The 19243-nt window shown below is 44.9% G+C and carries 14 protein-coding genes; 8 read left to right on the top strand and 6 right to left on the bottom strand.

What is annotated here, in order from left to right; translation table 11 throughout:
* Positions 1-90: 90 nt before the first annotated feature.
* On the bottom strand, positions 91-300 hold the full coding sequence (locus ABEA66_RS16055) for a hypothetical protein (protein ID WP_079915053.1): 210 nt from the start codon (positions 298-300) through the stop codon (positions 91-93).
* 298 nt (positions 301-598) lie between these two features.
* Here ABEA66_RS16055 and ABEA66_RS16050 point away from each other — a divergent pair, with 298 nt between their 5' ends.
* The 3 genes from ABEA66_RS16050 to ABEA66_RS16040 all read left to right on the top strand — a co-directional run bounded on the left by ABEA66_RS16050 (position 599) and on the right by ABEA66_RS16040 (position 5471).
* Entirely contained in the window at positions 599-2431 is a 1833-nt protein-coding gene (locus ABEA66_RS16050; RefSeq protein ID WP_345588822.1) for an ABC transporter ATP-binding protein, read from the top strand.
* Positions 2428-4329 carry an ABC transporter ATP-binding protein gene (locus tag ABEA66_RS16045; protein ID WP_345588820.1) on the top strand — a complete coding sequence of 634 codons (1902 nt, stop codon included), beginning with the start codon at positions 2428-2430 and terminating at the stop codon, positions 4327-4329. Before ABEA66_RS16050 ends, ABEA66_RS16045 begins: the two co-directional genes overlap by 4 nt.
* Before the next feature lie 119 nt (positions 4330-4448).
* Complete coding sequence (locus ABEA66_RS16040; RefSeq protein WP_345588818.1) at positions 4449-5471, top strand: hypothetical protein; 1023 nt, start codon at positions 4449-4451, stop codon at positions 5469-5471.
* Between the two features lie 99 nt (positions 5472-5570).
* Here the strand turns inward: ABEA66_RS16040 and ABEA66_RS16035 are convergent, their stop codons facing one another.
* The 3 genes from ABEA66_RS16035 to ABEA66_RS16025 form a co-directional block, all read right to left on the bottom strand.
* A complete protein-coding gene (locus ABEA66_RS16035) occupies positions 5571-6734 on the bottom strand; it encodes an alpha-hydroxy-acid oxidizing protein (RefSeq protein ID WP_377739344.1) in 1164 nt (387 codons plus the stop codon).
* A gap of 76 nt (positions 6735-6810) precedes the next feature.
* Positions 6811-8346 (bottom strand): oligosaccharide flippase family protein, encoded by a 1536-nt coding sequence (locus tag ABEA66_RS16030; RefSeq protein WP_079915048.1) that lies wholly within the window; start codon positions 8344-8346, stop codon positions 6811-6813.
* Positions 8347-8417: 71 nt separating this feature from the next.
* Entirely contained in the window at positions 8418-9530 is a 1113-nt protein-coding gene (locus ABEA66_RS16025; RefSeq protein ID WP_345588815.1) for an amidase domain-containing protein, read from the bottom strand.
* A gap of 736 nt (positions 9531-10266) precedes the next feature.
* Between ABEA66_RS16025 and ABEA66_RS16020 the strand changes: the two genes are divergently transcribed.
* Positions 10267-10686 carry a DUF1259 domain-containing protein gene (locus ABEA66_RS16020; protein ID WP_345588813.1) on the top strand — a complete coding sequence of 140 codons (420 nt, stop codon included), beginning with the start codon at positions 10267-10269 and terminating at the stop codon, positions 10684-10686.
* A 59-nt stretch (positions 10687-10745) separates the two neighbouring features.
* Positions 10746-11162 (top strand): DUF1259 domain-containing protein, encoded by a 417-nt coding sequence (locus tag ABEA66_RS16015; RefSeq protein WP_079915045.1) that lies wholly within the window; start codon positions 10746-10748, stop codon positions 11160-11162.
* A 66-nt stretch (positions 11163-11228) separates the two neighbouring features.
* Here ABEA66_RS16015 and ABEA66_RS16010 read toward each other — a convergent pair whose 3' ends face one another.
* The gene (locus ABEA66_RS16010) at positions 11229-12857 is read right to left on the bottom strand and encodes a GMC family oxidoreductase (protein ID WP_345588810.1); all 1629 of its coding nucleotides are present in this window, start codon (positions 12855-12857) and stop codon (positions 11229-11231) included.
* Between the two features lie 65 nt (positions 12858-12922).
* On the opposite strand from ABEA66_RS16010, the gene ABEA66_RS16005 reads away from it, so the two are divergent.
* The 3 genes from ABEA66_RS16005 to ABEA66_RS15995 all read left to right on the top strand — a co-directional run bounded on the left by ABEA66_RS16005 (position 12923) and on the right by ABEA66_RS15995 (position 17808).
* Positions 12923-13426, top strand: coding sequence for a hypothetical protein (locus tag ABEA66_RS16005; protein WP_345588809.1), 504 nt, complete (start codon positions 12923-12925; stop codon positions 13424-13426).
* 265 nt (positions 13427-13691) lie between these two features.
* Positions 13692-16295 carry a phosphoenolpyruvate synthase gene (gene ppsA / locus ABEA66_RS16000; protein WP_345588807.1) on the top strand — a complete coding sequence of 868 codons (2604 nt, stop codon included), beginning with the start codon at positions 13692-13694 and terminating at the stop codon, positions 16293-16295.
* Positions 16296-16635: 340 nt separating this feature from the next.
* On the top strand, positions 16636-17808 hold the full coding sequence (locus ABEA66_RS15995; RefSeq protein WP_345588805.1) for a heparin lyase I family protein: 1173 nt from the start codon (positions 16636-16638) through the stop codon (positions 17806-17808).
* Between the two features lie 97 nt (positions 17809-17905).
* Here the strand turns inward: ABEA66_RS15995 and ABEA66_RS15990 are convergent, their stop codons facing one another.
* Entirely contained in the window at positions 17906-19015 is a 1110-nt protein-coding gene (locus ABEA66_RS15990; protein ID WP_345588803.1) for a GerAB/ArcD/ProY family transporter, read from the bottom strand.
* Positions 19016-19243 lie beyond the last annotated feature (228 nt).

Below are 19243 nucleotides of genomic sequence, written 5' to 3'. Positions count from 1 at the left end.
GGTATCGGCTTTACGCTGGTACTCTTTTTTTCGTGGATTAATGCTTCAAGTCTCCGGAAGGACCAGAAGCCCCTTAGCGCGTGTTTCTGTTTATCTCACGTAAACAAAGCGGCAGGCTGCCCGCATATACCGCTCATCACGGATCTTCACGGACAACTCCGTAATTTCTTTAATAACGCCGCTGCCGACTAGCTCATCGCCGCGAAATACGATAATAGGCGTACGATCGTTAGCAGCCGTATACAGGTGGATTTCGGATGTTAATTCGCGGAATCCCTTATAGAGCTTCGTTCGTTTCAATGGGGGTGCTCCTGACTGTTTAAGGTTATACTTGGTCCATAATGTGTTTAAAAAATAAAAAAGTGCGTTGCCATAGGCATTGCACTTTTATTTGTATGTATGTTTTTGACACGGTTTAATACAACGTAGATGACCTCGCCATCCATAATAGTAGTATAACCGATCGAAAATGATAAGTCTATACTTTTTCCTGAATTTCCCTTATTTTATTTAAGTATCGATGATCGAAAGGAGAAGCATTTACTTTGAAGATTGGACTAAAGGTTTAAAAACGAAAGAATAAATAAGGGAGCTGAGTATGGAAAATAATAAACAAAAGAACTCATACGGGTTTATTAGCAATTTGATATTTATGATTCGCGAGCAGTGGGGTTTCGAAAAGATGGGAGTCTTTGTCCCGTTTATTAGAATTCCTGCAGATATTGCAGTAGCTTTCCTAGGAATATGGATTCCCAAAATTGTGCTTGATGCCATTGTGAATTCTGTTCCCGCTTATGAATTCGTTATACATCTAAGCTTATTGTCGATGGCTATGATGGTTCTGATGTATGTCAGCTATTATACTGAACAAAGCCTATTCATGAGCTCTGTGAGAATTTGGAATTTGCATTTCTACGTTAAAAAAACATGGAAAATTGTTGATATGGATTATCCTCTTTTCGCATCCCCGGCAGGAAAAACAATAATTGAACGTTCCCACCAAGCGTTAAACAGGAATATCAATGTGAATATGGTTTCATTTTACCCGCATTTTGTCGAACTGATTAAAAGCATTTTTGGATTTGTTTCTTTCTGTACTATTTTACTCATACTTAATCCCATTATCATCCTTTTGCTTATGCTGAGTTACGCTGTCGATGTATTCCTTGTTTTATATATAGAAAAATGGCAGCACAAAACCAAAGATGAACGTGCAAAGATCGATCGTAAGCTTGACTATGTTATCAGCCGAACAAGTAATAGTTCTATAGCAAAAGATATCCGGATTTATAACATGAAGCCCTGGATCAACGGCATGTCGGAGTTTATGATGCAAGAAAAATACAGTTGGCAGAAAAGGATCGCATCGAAGTATTATACACAGCTGCTGTTGGAAGCTCTATTCATTTTTGTGCGAAATGGAGGTGCGTACATTTTTCTAATAGGGAAGATCCTTATTCAAGAGATCTCTATTGGAGATTTTGTGCTTTATTTTGGGGCAATAACAGGATTCGGACAATGGCTTGAACAAATAGTCAGCAGAATCGGGAAACTTTCATCAGCAAATTATAAGGTGGATGATTATCGGTATTTGATGGATATGAGCGATAAAATGAAAAGAAATGAGGGGGTATCGCTTCCGCCTAATGGTGAGCCCGTTGAAATCGTGCTTGAAAATGTCAGCTTCAAATATGAAGGCAGCGATGAACTTATTCTTGATAATATAAACTTGAAAATCCATAAAGGCGAGCGGCTAGCGGTTGTAGGCACAAATGGAGCGGGCAAGACAACATTAGTAAAACTAATTTGCGGGCTCCTGGAACCGGTTTCAGGACGTGTCCTTATGAACGGAATCGATATAAAGGAATTTAACAGAGACGAATATTATTCTCTGATTACTGCTGTGTTTCAGAATGTGTGTTTGCTGCCCGTGAGCATTGCCCAAAATATTACCTTCTGTTCAGACAATGAAATCGACTGGGATAAACTTTATAAATGTACTGAGCTAGCAGACATCAAAGATAAAATCGAAAGCTTACCGGATGGTTTTCGCACACAGCTTGTACCTTCCGTGACGGATCATGGTGTTGATCTTTCGGGAGGAGAAAACCAGAAGCTCATGTTGGCACGTGCGCTATACAAGGATGCCCCGTTGATCATTCTTGACGAGCCGACAGCAGCACTTGATCCGATAGCTGAGAATCGCATGTACCTCAAATATGATGAGCTGACCGCAAACAAAACAGCCATTTATATATCTCACAGGCTTTCTTCGACACGCTTTTGTGACAGAATCATACTTATTAGCGGTAAAACAATTGCGGAGGCTGGAACGCATGATGAGCTTATGGCACTAAGCGGAAGATATAAGGAAATCTTTGATATCCAGAGCCAGTATTACAAAAACAGCGTAGAGGAGGCAGCAAGTTGAAAAAGGAATCGGGAAAAAGAAGGTTAAAAAAAGATCTGCAATTAATAAAGCGCGGTTGTTCTATGATCAGTCAGATTTCACCGAGGTATTTAGAGCTGACGATGATAAAGTCATTTATTAACGCCATGATTCCTTACCTATCCATCTACATGCTGGCTGTAATCATTGACGAATTGCTGGGAAGCAGAAATCTGCACTTACTTACCCTCTACGTGGGGATAACGGTCGGCGGGACACTACTGATGACCGTACTCTCTGAATGGATATCGAAAAAATTAATGATCAGGAGCGGGATGTTTGAAGCGCAGTTTGAACATTTTCTTAATGATAAAAACCTGACAATGGATTTTACAAAGCTGGAGGATCCGAAATGTACAGAGCTGCGAGAAAAAATTATGGGGAATATGTCTGCTGCGGGAGGAGGGATTACTGCTATCCTTGGCTATGCAGCATCTATTGTTGAAAGTACAATTTCAATAATAATGGCTATCTTGATTGCATCTGAGGCCATAACAGCAACCGCTGCTGCAGGCAGTGGTATAACAGGCGTAGTGAATTCGATATGGTTTTCCTTAGTGCTGATTGTAGGAATCGTAGTTTGCATTGCCCTTACAGTAAAAAATTCGAGGACAGCTAAAAAGAAAGAATTTGAGTTGTTTCAAGACGGGGCAAAAATTAACGGGTACATCGCGTATTATAATTATTTTTACTTAGAAGATGACCAGGCCGGTAAGGATGTGCGAATTTTTGATCAGCGGAAGCTTATTATAGAGGAAGTACTTTCTAAGGGACGCTTGCCCTGGTTGAACATTGTGAATGGCACATACAGCCTGAATCAAAAATATCTCAGCCTTAATTCTGCGATCTCGGCTTTAATAGGAGGGTTTATATATATTTTTATAGGACTCAAAGCTCTCTCCGGTACGATCAGTCTTGGAAGTGTTACACAGAGTTACGCCGCGATATTCAAGCTAGTTGGTGCAGTTGGAAGTCTTTCGGTTTCGCTTTCCAAAATAAGAAGCAACAATAATTATCTTGAATTGCTATACGAATTTGTTGATTTACCTTCAGAAATGCAAGAAGGCACCGAAATTCCTGTCCTATCGGATACAGGATGGGAGTTTGAATTTCATAATGTCAGCTTCCGTTATTCGTCTAGTGAAGAATATGCGCTGAAAAACCTGTCATTAAAACTAATGCCAAACAGCCGCACTGCGATCGTAGGAATGAATGGTTCCGGCAAATCAACCATGATTAAATTACTTTGCCGGCTGTACAATCCGGAATCAGGGTACATCACACTTAATGGAAAAGACATAAAAAAGTATGATTATAACGCCTATGTAAGCCTCTTTTCAGTGGTGTTCCAGGATTTTCAGCTGCTTGCTTTTCCAATAGGGCAAAATGTGGGGGTGTCGAAGGAATACGAGGAAGAAAAAGTTTGGCGGTCTCTTGAAAAGGTGGGAATTGCCGATAAAGTACGTGAACTCCCATTCACGATAGAACAATCTATTTACAAAAGCTTTGAAGAGCACGGAATCGATATTTCAGGCGGCGAGGAGCAGAAGATCGCATTGGCACGCGCCATCTACAAGGATGCTCCAATCGTTGTGCTGGATGAGCCTACCGCTGCCCTCGACCCCATATCCGAATTTGAAGTGTATTCAAAATTTAACGAAATGATTGGATGTAAAACGGCTTTATTTGTATCCCATAGACTTTCCTCATGTCGTTTTTGTGATAAAATAGCTGTTTTTCATGATGGCGAGCTAGTACAATTAGGCACACATCTTGAATTACTTAAGAATTCGACTGGGAAATATTTTGAGCTATGGAACGCACAGGCTCAGTATTATGCGGAAAAGGGCGAAGATATTAGTCTAAACGAGATAAATTGACGGGCAGGATACGGCAGTGGTTTTGTGGAAACTATTGCGTAATGCTTATGGAAGACATTCACGCCATGATAACCTATAGTTTGCTCTTACCAGAATATACAATTTTGGAGGGATAATCCATGAAAATAGGAGCGGCTCGAGAGGCAGCAACGGAGTGGATCAAGCATTATGCTAGTCAGGAAGCATGGTTTATGGGGGCGTATTTCAGCGGCTCGACGGTTGGTCAGCCGGATGACGTAATGATGTCATTGGGCTCCGACATTGATGTTGTCGTTGTTACCACTGAAGCAAAAGCACCTCTAAAACTGGGGAAGTTCATCTACCGTGATGTGCTGATCGAAATAACCTTCATATCGTGGAACCAGATCGCCTCTGCGGAGGAGGTACTGGCATCGTATCACCTGGCAGGCAGCTTCCGCGTAGATACCATCATTGCAGATCCAACCGGACAGCTGCGCGGCGTGCAGCAGAAGGTATCGCACCATTTTGCCGAGAGGGAATGGGTGCGGCGCCGCTGCGAAAACGCTAAGCAGAAGATAGAACATGGGTTACAGAATATCGATCTGACTGCACCATGGCATGACCAGTTTATGTCATGGCTGTTCATGACCGGAGTCACCACACATGTCCTCCTCGTCGCAGCTGTACGCAACCCTACCGTGCGGCTTCGCTATCTGGCTGCGTACAAAGTGCTTCAGGAGTTCGGGCGAACCGAATTCTATCCGGAATTGTTGAGGTTATTGGGCTGCGAGCACTGGACTCCCCAGCGCACCAGCCATCATCTGAGCGCGCTTGCCCGTACCTTCGACGCTGCAGCAGCGCATGCCAAGACCCCATTCTTCTTCAGCAGTGACATTACTGCCGCTACACGACCGATTGCGATTGACGGCAGTCGCAGCCTTATTCGTGACGGATATCACCGCGAAGCAGTGTTCTGGATCGGGGTGACTTTCGCTAGGTGCCACAAAATACTCTCTATAGATGCCCCAAAACTACAAGTTGAGCTAGCTCCGGCGTTTGAGCAATTCGTCATCGACCTCGGCATTACTTCATCCGATGGCCTTGTGCGTCGTGCCGAGGACGTGCAGCAGTTTCTACAGCGGCTCTGGGATGAAGCCGAATTAATTATACAAGCCAATTAATCCGGCACCAAAGTGCTACTAATTGGTGAATGATTTATCTTTCAATTATGATTATCAGACAGAACGAAGCCTTAAGCAATAGTTAACAACAATTAGAATCTACTGCACTTTTATCACCAAGGAGGCATCCACATCCTGAATACAGCTGCGGCCGGAGATGGCTAGCTGCAGCTCGGTTTCCGCGATAAGGTGTTCCAGCAGCTGCACGACCCCCATTTCTCCTGCTATGGCCAATGCATAAGCATAAGGGCGGCCCAAGAGTACGGCGGAAGCGCCCAGCGCAAGGGCCTTCATGATGTCGGCGCCCCTGCGGATGCCGCTGCCCAGGAGAACGGGAACTCTTCCTCTAATCGCCTCGGCTATCGAAGGAAGACTATCGAGGGTCGCTACCGCTCCGTCCAATTGTCTTCCTCCATGGTTAGAGACGACGATACCGTCTACACCGTGCTCTACCGCCATAATGGCGTCGTCTGGATGGGTGATGCCTTTGATCAATAATGGAAGCTTCGTTTGCTTGCGAATGAAATCCAGTTCCTTCCATGTAAAACAAGTATTATTTCCTTCTTCAAGCGCCTTTTTGACTGCCGCTTTCTTGTCTTGTTCCGGAGGCTCCTTCAGCAACGCAAGAAATATGGGATCGGTAAAATAATTCCCCATCCCTTGTCCGGAAAGGAAGGGGAGGTAAGCATTGCGAAGATCCGTTTCGCGCCATCCGAGAAGGGTGGAGTCCACTGTGACGACGATGGCCGAGTATCCGGCTGCTTCGGCGCGGCTGATAAAGCTTTTGGTCAAATCGTGATTTTTGGGCGGATACAATTGAAACCACCGAACCGCATCTTTCATGGCATCTGCCACTTCTTCCATAGGCTTACTGGAAACATTGCTGAGAATATAAGGAACGCCAAGCTTTGCCGCTGCTTTAGCAGGACCGAGCTCGCCGTCGGGATGGAGAATCGTATTGACACCGATAGGCGCCAGCAGGAACGGGACCGGGAACCGGCAGCCAAATAGGGAAGTAGTCAGATCATGCTGGGAAATATCGCAGCACACACGGGGCCGGATTCGGTACTTTTGAAACGCCTCCACATTGCTCCGATTCGTATCTCCTGCTCCGGCAGATCCATAAACATATCCGAACGGTGCGGCGGCAAGCGTTTTTTTCGCCCGTTCTTCCCATTCATCAATCGAAATTGGCAGCAGCTTGGCCGCCTCATCCCCGGACTCGTAAATTTTCATCTGAATGTCTTCACTGTGCAAAGTCAAATTCCCTCCGCAAACCCATTTTCTTTCAATGATAAGTAAACGTGTTTATCATCTCCGACTTATTCCTTTTTGATTCTCAAGAAAATACTCGATGTCCCCGTTTTCCCAGCAATCGAAGGGCTAAGTAGAGGCCCATGCAAACAGCGAAAAATAATAAACCGCCAATAGAACGGGCCAAAGCGGATTCGGCACCGATATATAGCAGGAAGGCAGCATATGGCTTGTACAGGATACCGACTCCGGCCAGGAACAACGTCCCGATAGCTAAAGGCTGCAGGGGGAAGATACCTCGGCATCGTTTTCTCAGAAAACTGATGTTCCAAACCAGTGCAATGCATTCCAGTGTGAAGACACCTATCGCCGCTCCGGAATAGCCGAATCCTGGAATGGCAACGAAATAATATGCGGCTGCGGCAGAGCCGATTAATCCGAAGAGAAGCCCGAACAGGGGGATCGTCTTTTGCTCGGAGGCCCATAACATTGTCGTCGTTAGCTCCCGTATCCCGGTAATGAGAGGGGCGAAGGCCAAACATCGTATCGCCTCGGCTGCCCCAAGGCTGCCGAAAATTAGATTAGACAGCTCAGCGGCATGTGCATATAGAAACATCATCGAACTGATGCCCAATATCCATCCGATTTCTAGGGATAGATTGGAACGCTCGGCAAACTCTTTGGTCTTGCCGCTCTCCCAATCGGCCGTCAATTTGGGAGCAGTTGTAAACGATAGTGCAGCGGTGACCATCGTGGGTAAATAAACGATCGTCGCCGCCATTCCGAAGATTTCTCCGAACATCGCGAACGCTTCCGTTTGACTAAGTCCCGATACCTGCAGCCGATTGGGGATAATTAGGGCATCCAAAACGTCGGAGGCTGGTACAATTAAGCGGGTGAGGGTAATGGCCAGGGAGGATTGAATGAACCAGAATACGCCTGGCCCGATGACCAGCCAGCGGTAGGCTGGGCTTCTAACAGACCTGAAGCTTCCAATAGACGATCCCCTGGAATGGCAGTAAAACCAAATGATAAGAAAACCCAGTGCTATACAAGCACCTGTAAAGGCGCCGAAGACCGCTCCACCCGCAGCGGCATGAATACCATAATTCATCCATAGGATGACTAGCAGCAGCATCGTGCCGACGCGAATGATTTGTTCTACCATTTCGGATACGGATACCATCCCATAATATTCAAGACCTTGCAGGTAGCCGCGATACAGCTGCAGAAGAGGGACGATTGCAAGAGCAGGCACCATACAGCGGAGCGGAAACGTTAATCGGTCGTCACCAAAAAAATGAGCAAGTTGGGGAGCCAGAACGAAGAACAGGATGCCCAGGCTAGTCCCCAGCATGAAGAAAGGGATCGCTATATTGTGAAAAAACCGCTGTCCTCGTTCCTGATCTTTTGCGGTCATTAGCGCCAAGGAGGTTGGAAATCCTCCGGAAATCAATGTTAGAGCGAAGCCGTATATGGAGTAAACCATCTGGTAAATGCCCGTGCCTTCAGGACCAAGCAGCCGAAATAAAGGAATACGGACTGCCAGTCCGATAAGTTTAATAAGAAAAATAGCGCTAGAACGCAGCGCTGTTTGTTTAATAAAGGCGGGAAGCTTCATCTTTTCACCCCAAAGGATTTGTCCAAATCATTATATGAACAAGCTCCTGGAGGTAGACTTCTCCGCGCCTTTTAATCGTTGATATGAATTAATATATATTTGGTTGTCCGATCCCAGCCCAAGTCGAAGGGCACACGATACCGATCGGCGGTATGGGAGTTTACCAAAGGATATCCGTTCGCATCCACTCCGATTACGATGGAGAAATGGTCAGTATCCCCATCCAATACATAACCGATCAAATCGCCCGGCTGTAATTTCGCGATGGCTCCATGAGGATGCTTATCACTGGGCCGGGTAACTTCCGTGAAGGTTCCTTTGCCAATGAGCCGGCCGTACCCCGAGTACAGCAAGAAATGTTCAAAGGCATCCGTCTGCACCCAGGATTGGCTTCCCCCTCCATGGTATCTCCATATATTTGACATCGGCAAGCCGCCGCCTTCCTTAGCATCGCCAAGAACTTGGGAGGCAAAATTCGTACAGTCTCCTCCAAGAGGCGTATAATCCCGATATTTCCGGTTATACCGATTGTTATTTCCAGCCCCCCAGGCTAACCCCGCATATTTATTGGCGTAAGCGACCGCGCGTTCCCGATTGTACCGTCCCTTTGTCTGAGAAGCTTCATGATGAGGAGCCAGCTGGGGGAAGCCGGCCGGGGAATCAGGTATTAAATCCGGGTTCTCCTCGAGCGGATCCAGATACCATTCCTTTTTCACAATCCACTCATCCCGCTCCTTGATCAATGTAAGAGCATGCCGTGTACCAATTCCGAACGATTGAGGGGGCAGGTGATGCGATTCGTACTCGTAGGATATTTTTGCCGACTGAACCAGTGAAACCGTGGCTAGGTTGTCGTTCTTTTTGATGCGTGCAATTCGAATAACCGGCTCGGCAGAGACCAGTCGAACGCCGCGTTTCTTGGCCCAGGTCTGGATATATTTTGCACGTTTAAGCTCCATTTGATAAGCATACCTGCTCGCACTTTCGGTTTGATTGTAGTACTTCTGGATAGCTTCGGGCTGCTGATGAATGAGGAGGCTATTGCGATCCTTATACAACTGCTGTATAAATACAGTCACCTCATCCTTAACTCCACTACCCTGTATCGAATTCAAAGCGTAAGCATCCATAGGTGAAGCGATCATGGTGAACAAAACCCCGATTAGCAGAGACAAGCGCAGCACGTAGATAAATCCCCCTTAAGTTCGTTATGCCAAAAAACATTCCAATCCCTTGAATCGACATTCCAAAGCAAAGGAAATCCAACATTTATCCTTCCCCGCCTGATCGGTGATATGCTAAGGGGTTCAGACCCTTAATTTGGAAGCGGAAGCTTGAGCCTGATTAAGTATAGAATACCCAGGGGCATCGAATAAACCCATTGCCTTTATTTATATTGGTTTATCATAAAAAAGTCGGGGGAACACTGTTCATTGTACTTGATCTATTCAAATATCTAATTGGAGTGAGTACTTTGACTTATGAATGTTATTATTGTAAAAAAAGTGCAAACCATCATGATGAAACGGCTCATAGTATCACCCTTTATGATAAGGACGGCCTTGAGGAAGACATTGAGCTTTTATGCAATGAATGTTACTCGGATTGGCTATTGTCTCTGAAGGGTTGAACATGGAAGAGTTTGAAGGAAGAGCTTGCCTTCGGCAGGCTCTTTTTTAACGTTTCGGATAATATCATTCCAGGTAATCTATATCAGATGTTGTCCTTATGAAACTGATCAAGAAGGATTTATAAATTTTTAGCTGAAAAGCCGCATCCGATGCGGCTTTTTCATTTTGTGGCATCAAGCTTCTGTCATAGACTGCTTATGCCCGAATTATTGATAACACTTGTCTTTGCCTATTCCAGTTCTCCCCTTTGATCATATGGTATGTAGACATTGCTAAAAGGAGGATTTATATGGCAGAACATGTGAAGGTAAGCCCACGATTCAGAAAGCTTTGCATCCAATTTGGAAGAATTTTGGGGGGAGAATCTGAGATCGATCAGGGTCCTGTTTGTTTTGTTACACGAATGACGAATCTTCGGGCGAGGATCTTGGGAAGAAGAACCCTTTCCCCATTAGTTCAAATGCAAATGTTTTCGTTTGAATCTCTTGATGCTTCGGGAAGGGCACTTTGTTTAGGCGAGACTGCGGTACATCAAAATCAGGTTAACCGATTAATGTCGAATCTTCGTAAACGCGGAATTAAAGTCACTGCGGTCCATAATCACTGGTTAAAAGAAAATCCTCGCTTAATGTATATGCATTGGGAAGCCGTTATGAATCCCGTTGTTTTTGCTAGAAGAACCAAAGAATCCATTGCATTCTTGGGTTAATTGCAGCTGTTCAGTATGAGCAGAGGAATTTTATCATAAAAGCGAAAGGAAGGATTCATATGGCTGTGAAAGTAAGTCCCCGCTTTAAAAGACTATGTAACCAATTTTCTAGCATTTTAGGTGGTACAGAGCATGAGATTACAAAAGGACCCGTATGTTTTGTCAGTAGAAATCGGAAAGTTAACGCCTCGATATTAGGAAGACGCACCACATCGCCATTGGTCCGTTATCAGCTGTTCTCTTTTGAATCCTTGGACAGTTCTGGTCGTGCATTATGTTTAGGGGAAACAGCCCTCTTTCAAAACCAAGTAAATCAGTTACTGTCCAATCTTCGCAAAAACGGAATTAAAGTAACAGCAGTTCATAATCACTGGCTGTTTGAGAACCCGCGTCTAATGTATATTCACTGGGAATCGATTGATAAGCCAGTAGATTTTGCAAGGAAAGTAAAACGTTCGATTGCATTTTTGGGATAAACTATCATCAAAAAACATCGCAGCTATTTGAGGCGATGTTTTTTGATCGGGAATGCTGAACTTTTGTTATTCTTCCACCGTTTCGAACAAATGCCTTGAAAGTTTTCGATTTATTCTTCTTTGGTTTTGAAGCTTTAACTGGCGTGCAATTGTGTAACCAATAAGAAATGTGGGAGCCGAGGTATTGCCGTCAACGGTAAAAGGGATAATGGAAGCATCGGCTACTATTAAATTTTTTACACCATGAACGCGACCTCTACGATCAACTACACCGCCGTTCTTTAACGGAGCCATCCGTAAAAAGCTTTGCTGATGATGGTTATGATCGAAATTCTCCTTGATATATTGTTCCAATTTCGAATCGTTATCAATAACGTCGGGTTCAGGCGAAATGAGCTTGTAAGACGGGTCTATTGCTTCTAATTCTGCAGCAATATTTTTTACATATATTCTAAAAATATTTTTTATTGCTTCCATATCCTCAGGATTAGCGATAAATCCTTCGTCCGCAAGCACGATTTTTAACGGGTCGTTATTTTGAATACGAATGCTTCCTCGGCTTTTCGGCCGAAGATATAGAATTGCCAATGTTAGCATGCCCTTCGAACCCAAACCTATGAGTTGTACAGCACGCCTGCCAGGTGCGGCTCCGGTAGGGTCGGGCAAGAACGCTCCTCCAGAGTATAAGCTGTTCGGGTCATTCGCGGGGAGCGCATGATCTCTAGGATTGGCAGAGAATACGGCAAAGTTGAGCGTATGATTTCTTATGCTCTTACCTACGTGCGGATTATTGAAAATCACCGGGATGCCGGCCTGCTTAAGTAATTTACCAGGACCGATGCCGGATAACATTAATAGCTGAGCACTATTGATGCCGGCAGATATAATCACTTTTTTTTTTGCGGAAGCGGTTATGCATCTGCCTTCGCGTAAAAACTGAACGCCAACAGCCTTATTGCCGGTAAAAAGAACCCTTAAAGCCGTCGATTTATATATCACTTTAAGCTTGCGTCCATTTACTCCATGTCCACCGGCAGTCATAATATCGGAAGATAAGAAAGCAGTAGAAGAGCTCTCCCTGCGGCCGTCCGGATTTTGATACAGCTGCCATCGGGTGAAGGGCCCCAGCGTTGTATTTGGATCGTTATAATCGAGAATCTCGGGCAAACCAGTGGCCTGCTCTATTCCCGTAATCAGTTTTCTTGTCATCCCCGTCGGCTCCGTGGGGGTTTGCCTTATGTCGATCCTTCCCTTAAATCCTCTTGCCGCTTTATTGCTGGTTTTGCCGTTGTACTTTTCCAAACGTTTAAACCGACGAATTGCCCGTCTCGGAGACCACAGCGGACCCAATAGCTGTTCCCATTCTTTTAATACTGCAGGAGTAGGCCGAACATACTGCTCGCCGTTAATGGAGGAGCCGCCTCCCGATAGGCGCCCTGTAGTCCATTCGAAAGCACGATCGTCGAGCCCTTTTTGGGGAACACCTTCTCCTTGCCAAAAATATTTTGGAAAAAAATGTTCTTCAAGCTCCAGGGCCTCAGAAGAATCCCTGATCGCTTTGTCCCGGTCGTTGTTTTCGCCAGCCTCCAATACGAGAACGGATGTTCTTTTATCATCGGTCAGTGTTTTTGCAAGAACAGCTCCCGCTGGCCCCGTACCCACAATGATATAATCGAATGTTAGTTTCCGGTTCATTTCGATTCCCCTTTCATCGGATAATGTAGGGTATTATCATTGGGCGTCTAATGTGACGATGATTGATGAAAACCATTAATGATAGCCGGATTCAGCCTCATGACTGGGTTGAAGACAGAATCGTGTGCAGTAATGCTCACCATAGCCGTCATTTATCTTCCGCTTCTTTTGGAGGATATCATGAGAATCATGCAATCACGGAGAGTGCGGGGACCGCAGTACGGAAGATGGGATTTGGCAGGGCGGGGGAGAGATATGGTTTTATTGCTGACGCCGTTATTTCTCATGACCTTCAGGCAGGATTGCTTGGGCTGGTACTAGGCTTTAGCATAGCGCGCTCCAAAAACCGGATCCAGGCTGTCTCGTTGTTCGCTCTTGCATTATGGGCCGGAATTGCACTGCTGTTATACGCCATTCGCTTTCCGCTGATCGGACCTTCAGTCGCTGCGAGCTTCGATATCACTACGGCCATCTATATTTTATTATTTTGTTTGCTTTATAGCGCGATATGGACGGAACTCAGTCTGCGGTTATTGGCGAGATTAAGCAAGTCCGTACACGGACTATAAAGAACGTAACGGCACTGTCACATGAAAAGATTAATGGAAGCTTGCCAAAGTTAGCAGCTGCCTATTATAAACCAAAAAGAACCTGGACAGTTGTACCAGGTTCTTAAATATTGCATATAAAGAGACACAATGATATAATCGGACTACGACCGTTTTTTTTACGGTCAAGATTGCAAAGTAAGATCATCTTACACTTTAAGTGTATCATGGGTACAAAGCTTTTGTCAAATGTTTTTCTCAAATTCATGGTTAGGAGAGATGTTGAATGAGTTCGTTGGTTCTCAGCTTCCAGGAAATCGAAAAGACGCAGCTTTTACTCGTTGGAGGAAAAGGGTTACACTTGGGGGAATTATCAAAAATGGAAGGAATCCAGGTGCCTGAAGGATTTTGTGTTACCACCGTGGGATTTCAAAAAGCCATCGAACAAAACGAAGCGTATCCTGCTTTGCTCAATCGACTAACCATGCTAAAGGCAGAGGATCGGGGCCAGATTGGTGAAATCTGCAGAAAGATCCGACAAAGCATCATGGAAGCAGAAATCCCTTCCGAGGTTGTGAGAGCAGTTGCTCACTATCTCTCCCAGATTGGCGAGGAGCATGCTTACGCAGTGCGTTCTAGTGCGACGGCCGAGGATTTACCACATGCCTCTTTTGCTGGTCAACAAGATACCTATTTAAATATCATCGGCAAGGAAGCCATCTTACAGCATATCAGCAAATGCTGGGCGTCCCTATTTACGGATCGCGCGGTAATCTACCGTATGCAGAATGGATTTGACCACCGTCAAGTTTATTTATCCGTTATCATTCAAAGGATGGTATTCCCCCAGGCCTCCGGGATTCTATTCACCGCCGACCCAGTTACTTCCAACCGGAAGCTGCTTTCCATTGACGCCAGTTATGGACTTGGAGAAGCGCTGGTCTCCGGCTTGGTATCCGCTGATTGTTATAAAGTACGGGAAGGGGAAATCGTCGACAAAAGGATTGCCGCTAAAAAATTAGCTATTTATGGACGAAATGGAGGCGGAACAGAGACACTGCAGATCGATCCGGATCATCAAAAGACTCAAACGCTTACTGAACGGCAAATTTTAGAGCTGGCACGTATCGGAAGACAGATTGAAGCCTATTTTGGCTGTCCACAAGATATCGAATGGTGTTTGGCCCAAGATACGTTTTATATTGTCCAGAGTCGGCCAATCACGACTTTGTATCCGATCCCTGAAGCGAATGATCAGGAAAATCACGTCTATCTATCCGTCGGCCACCAACAAATGATGACGGACCCTATAAAACCGCTGGGTCTTTCCTTTTATCTGTTAACGACTCCAGCACCTATGCGTACAGCCGGCGGAAGGCTGTTTGTTGATGTTACGCCTAAGCTAGCTTCGCCAGCGAGTCGAGAAGCCATAATGAAAACCTTTGGACAACACGAACCGCTCATCAAGGACGCACTTATGACCTTAATAGAGCGTGGAGATTTTATAAAATTATTACCCGACGATAAAACAGCACCGATTCCCGGCAGAGGTAATACAGATATGCTTTCTCAAATCGAAAACGCTCCGACTATCGTCTCTGATTTGATGAAGATGAATCAAACTTCATTAGAGGAGTTAAAGCAAACCATCCAAACGAAATCAGGATCGGATTTATTAGATTTTATTCTAGAAGATATCCAGCAGCAGCTAAAGAAGATATTATTTAACCCGCAAAGCTCAGCTGTCATTATGGCTGCTATGGATGCTTCAGCATGGATCAATGAAAAAATGAACGAGTGGCTAGGTGAAAAAAACGCAGCAGATACGCTTTCTCAATCTGTACCGGGCAATATTACTTCGGAAATGGGTCTGGCTTTATTGGAGGTTGCAGATGTGATTCGTCCTTATCCTCAAGTTATTGATTTCTTACAACAAGCAAAAGAGGATGACTTCATGGATGAATTGCTTAAGTTGGATGGCGGACAGGAAACCCATGATGCTATCAGTGCCTTTCTCAACAAATATGGAATGCGATGTGCCGGTGAAATTGATGTTACGAGAACTAGATGGAGTGAAAAACCAATGACTCTTGTCCCGTTAATTCTTGGTAACGTCAAAATCTCTGAACCTAATGCTGGCCAACGCAAATTTGAGCAAGGGCTACAGGAAGCCCTGGAGAAAGAAGAAGAGTTATTGGATCGATTGAAGCAATTACCGGATGGCGAGCAAAAAGCCAAAGAAACAAAACAAGGGATCGACCTAATCCGGAATTTCAGCGGCTATAGGGAATATCCGAAATACGGCATGATTAATCGCTACTTCGTATATAAGCAGGCTTTGCTCAAAGAAGCCGAACAACTCGCACAAGCCGGCGTTATTCGAGAAAAAGAAGATATATACTATCTCTTTTTTGAAGAACTTCACGAAGCCGTACGCACCAAAAAACTGGATTACCAGATCATCAGCCAACGAAAAGAGGAGTACAAATTTTACGAAAAACTAACTCCGCCACGTGTTATTACGTCCGATGGTGAAATCATTACAGGCGAGTACAAACGGGAAAATCTCCCGGTCGAAGCCATTGTAGGTCTGCCTGTTTCTTCCGGAGTTATAGAAGGACGTGCACGAGTCATTTTAAATATGGCCGATGCGGATCTGGAGGATGGAGATATATTGGTTACCTCCTTTACTGACCCTGGCTGGACGCCATTGTTTGTATCCATTAAAGGACTAGTCACTGAAGTCGGCGGACTGATGACCCATGGAGCCGTTATCGCACGTGAATATGGCCTGCCAGCCGTTGTAGGCGTGGAAAATGCCACCAAAATAATCAAAGATGGGCAACGAATTCGCGTACATGGGACAGAAGGGTATATTGAAATATTGTAATGGCTGAATACCCATAATGGAGAGTACACCACTGAGCATAAAAATAATGAGGCGGCTGCGGCTGCCTCTTTATTTTTTATCGAGACCTGCCCGTTCTTCCTTAAAATGAAATGATTTTATACAAAAATATAAAAATATCCAATTATGTAATTAAAAAACTTATGAGATAATGACACCGACATTAAGACGAACGGCTGATTGCCGGCAGTTTCGTCTCGAAGAAAAGGGGGGGGGACGGGAATGTAAAACAGCCGAATTTGTATCGAGGATATTTCAGTATGGAGGTGGGAAGCTGCTTGTTTTGGGTAAGTTGTCATTCCAATCTAAGGAGGTTTCTAAGATGATGAGATATTCGAAAGTATGCGCCTGTTTACTTGTATTGTTTATTACGGGTTTTGCGTCAATCCCCTCATTCGCATTTGCAGATACCCAAGGGCCGGTCGCGGATGGCAAAATCATGTATTCCCAGGATTTCGAGCAAAACACGGACGGCACCAAACCTTCACCCTCCGGCCTTCCGAGCAATCGGATCACCAGAGTCACCGACCCCTTAGGGCAGCGTGGGACGGTACTTAAGCTGTTATGGCAGAAGGATGACGATTATCGCACATCCTCGGGTACGAATCCGAGAACAGAAATCAACGTCGAGAACGGCTACGAGTGGCCGCGGGATCAAGTCGTCAGCATCGCATGGGGACAGCGCTTTGATACCTCTGTAGTCAATGCTTCCATCGCACAAGTGATCGGAGATAACGGCCCTTATTGGATGCTTAAGGCTGATGGCACGGGAAAGCTGTCTGTTATGGGCGTGAGCGGCGGCTCTGATGTTAACTACACACTGAAAACGAATGAGTGGAACGATTTTAAGGTTGAATGGAAAGGCTCGGCTTCTAACGCCTATTTTAAATTTTGGATTAACGGATCGCTTGTTCTAAATAAAACCGGTTTATCTTTCCCGAGGGAAACCGTAAACATGCATACGAAGTTCGGGATTTACAATACGGATGAAGGGGTAAAGGCTAACAATACAAGGAACTGCTATTTGAGTAACATCAGTATCGGCAAGGATCCTGCGTCCACAACCCTGATTACGAATTTATCAGTCAAAGATTCTGCTAACGCTGCGGATTGGTCGATTCAGAAAAATCTGCAGTCCGGTCAAACCGAATACGGGGACCGTGCTTTCACATTTACTTCGGTTCCTTCCCTTGTCGCTGGATCGGATTGGATCCGAACGGCAAACGATTCGAAGGCCTATTCGTCCGACCCGGCCGTAACGTTTACAGTCACTCAAAATGCCGTCGTGTTCGTTGCCATGAACGATATGATATCCCCCAAGCCTTCATGGCTAAGCGGCTGGACAGATACGGGCGAAGATCTGGTCAACAACGAATCAACTCCGCGGACATTCAGCTTATATCAAAAGTCGTATGCAGCCAATTCGACCGTTTCTCTGGGAAATAACGGCAGCACATCGTATGGCATGTACACCGTTATCGTGAAGCCCAACTAGTCGGGCTGCGGCGATTATCATTTTGCGGAGCTTCCGGTTTTCCGAACGTAGTTTATACGAATATAAGCGTTTCGGCAATGTGTCGAAACGCTTCACTTTACTTTTGGTCATAGCTAATCGAACGTTTGAAGCGCACAGCATCTACCAAAAAATATATAATGGGTATGCATTCGGTCAAGATGAGAAAAGTCATTTCCCCATGCTTAAGCAATTCTGTTAGCTCTGGGGCGGTTCGCGCCATGAGCAAGCATAAAGCGATCATAGCTGCAGTCATCGAGAACGAGAATGGTTTATGATCCTCTAATGCAAATGTATGGGTAAGTGCGATGACAGACACGAATAAGAAAAGGCTGATTTTGATAAATAAGCTTGATAACCATACGGATATGAGAATAGGATCCAAATTTTCAAGAAACGTACCGATTCGTACGTAACTGATTAATTCAAGTTCCGGGAAAAACATGTTGGCAGATAATTTGGTTCCAAAAATCAATAGGGTCGGTATCAAATTAGCCAAAATTATAAATACGGATGTTGCCACTGCCCAAATAATCGACTTCATTGTATTGTGCTTCTCGGCAAAGTAGGGGATGAGGAACAATATAAAATTCATTTGACCGTAAAGAGCCATGACAATGTACATGCCGCTCCATATCCCTTTGGGTCTAAAATGGTTCGTCAATGCGATCCACATGTCCGGGTTCATAGTGCTGCCGACGAAGAGAGGGACAATTAGAACACCTACAACACTTAAGAAAAAGATGCCTTGGGCAGAGCGGAAAATAGTTTCTACTCCAGATCGCACAGCATAAGCCACGCATAGGCCGAAGAGAGATGCTACAGCCCAATCAGGGGTATTCGGTAAATACACATCGCTGATGAAATCCTGCAGCTCTCTCATTACAAACGATGCTGAGAACAAGAAAGAGAATATCATTATGGCAACGAGCGGATAATGAATCCATCTTCCGATAATTGTATGTCCGTAATGACCAAAAAATTGAGTCGGGCGCTTAAGACCTAATCGAAATGAAACATAGGTAAATCCAATACCTGCAAGGGCACCTGCAATTAAAGACAGCCATGCAGCAAAACCCGCCTTCTCAACTAACGTCCCCATTAAGAAACCGAGAATGGTTGTAAACAAGTATTGTGTAAATAGCATATATATCTGTAATTGGGATACTCGTCCCAAATAGTTCGTCATGATTTCGTACCACCCCCAGCGATATAATTTTCAATGGACATGAAGATGCTTTGAACGAGTCGAGCCATTGTAAATTTATCCTTGAATATATATAGCGTTTCTGTCCCTAGAAAGAGGAATAGTGCCGTCCCCAGCACGATAAAGTAAGTCCGCTGCTTTCGCTGTTTTCGTTTCAGGTAAAACCATTCGTAACCAATAATGCATCCAAAAGCGATCCCGATAAGTATC

The sequence above is a fragment of the Paenibacillus vulneris genome (assembly GCF_039543185.1).
Taxonomy (GTDB): Bacteria; Bacillota; Bacilli; order Paenibacillales; family NBRC-103111; genus Paenibacillus_S; species Paenibacillus_S vulneris.
Note: the sequence above shows the minus strand (reverse complement) of the source record. Positions and strands in the feature narration are given on the sequence as shown.

What these genes read in the sequence shown, in the direction of transcription:
- ABEA66_RS16010 (WP_345588810.1), bottom strand. Translation starts at nt 12,857, where the DNA reads ATGAACCGGAAACTAACATTCGATTATATCATTGTGGGTACGGGGCCA.
- ppsA (WP_345588807.1), top strand. Translation starts at nt 13,692, where the DNA reads ATGAGTTCGTTGGTTCTCAGCTTCCAGGAAATCGAAAAGACGCAGCTT.
- ABEA66_RS16040 (WP_345588818.1), top strand. Translation starts at nt 4,449, where the DNA reads ATGAAAATAGGAGCGGCTCGAGAGGCAGCAACGGAGTGGATCAAGCAT.
- ABEA66_RS16030 (WP_079915048.1), bottom strand. Translation starts at nt 8,346, where the DNA reads ATGAAGCTTCCCGCCTTTATTAAACAAACAGCGCTGCGTTCTAGCGCT.
- ABEA66_RS15990 (WP_345588803.1), bottom strand. Translation starts at nt 19,015, where the DNA reads ATGACGAACTATTTGGGACGAGTATCCCAATTACAGATATATATGCTA.
- ABEA66_RS15995 (WP_345588805.1), top strand. Translation starts at nt 16,636, where the DNA reads ATGATGAGATATTCGAAAGTATGCGCCTGTTTACTTGTATTGTTTATT.
- ABEA66_RS16020 (WP_345588813.1), top strand. Translation starts at nt 10,267, where the DNA reads ATGGCAGAACATGTGAAGGTAAGCCCACGATTCAGAAAGCTTTGCATC.
- ABEA66_RS16005 (WP_345588809.1), top strand. Translation starts at nt 12,923, where the DNA reads ATGAAAACCATTAATGATAGCCGGATTCAGCCTCATGACTGGGTTGAA.
- ABEA66_RS16050 (WP_345588822.1), top strand. Translation starts at nt 599, where the DNA reads ATGGAAAATAATAAACAAAAGAACTCATACGGGTTTATTAGCAATTTG.
- ABEA66_RS16015 (WP_079915045.1), top strand. Translation starts at nt 10,746, where the DNA reads ATGGCTGTGAAAGTAAGTCCCCGCTTTAAAAGACTATGTAACCAATTT.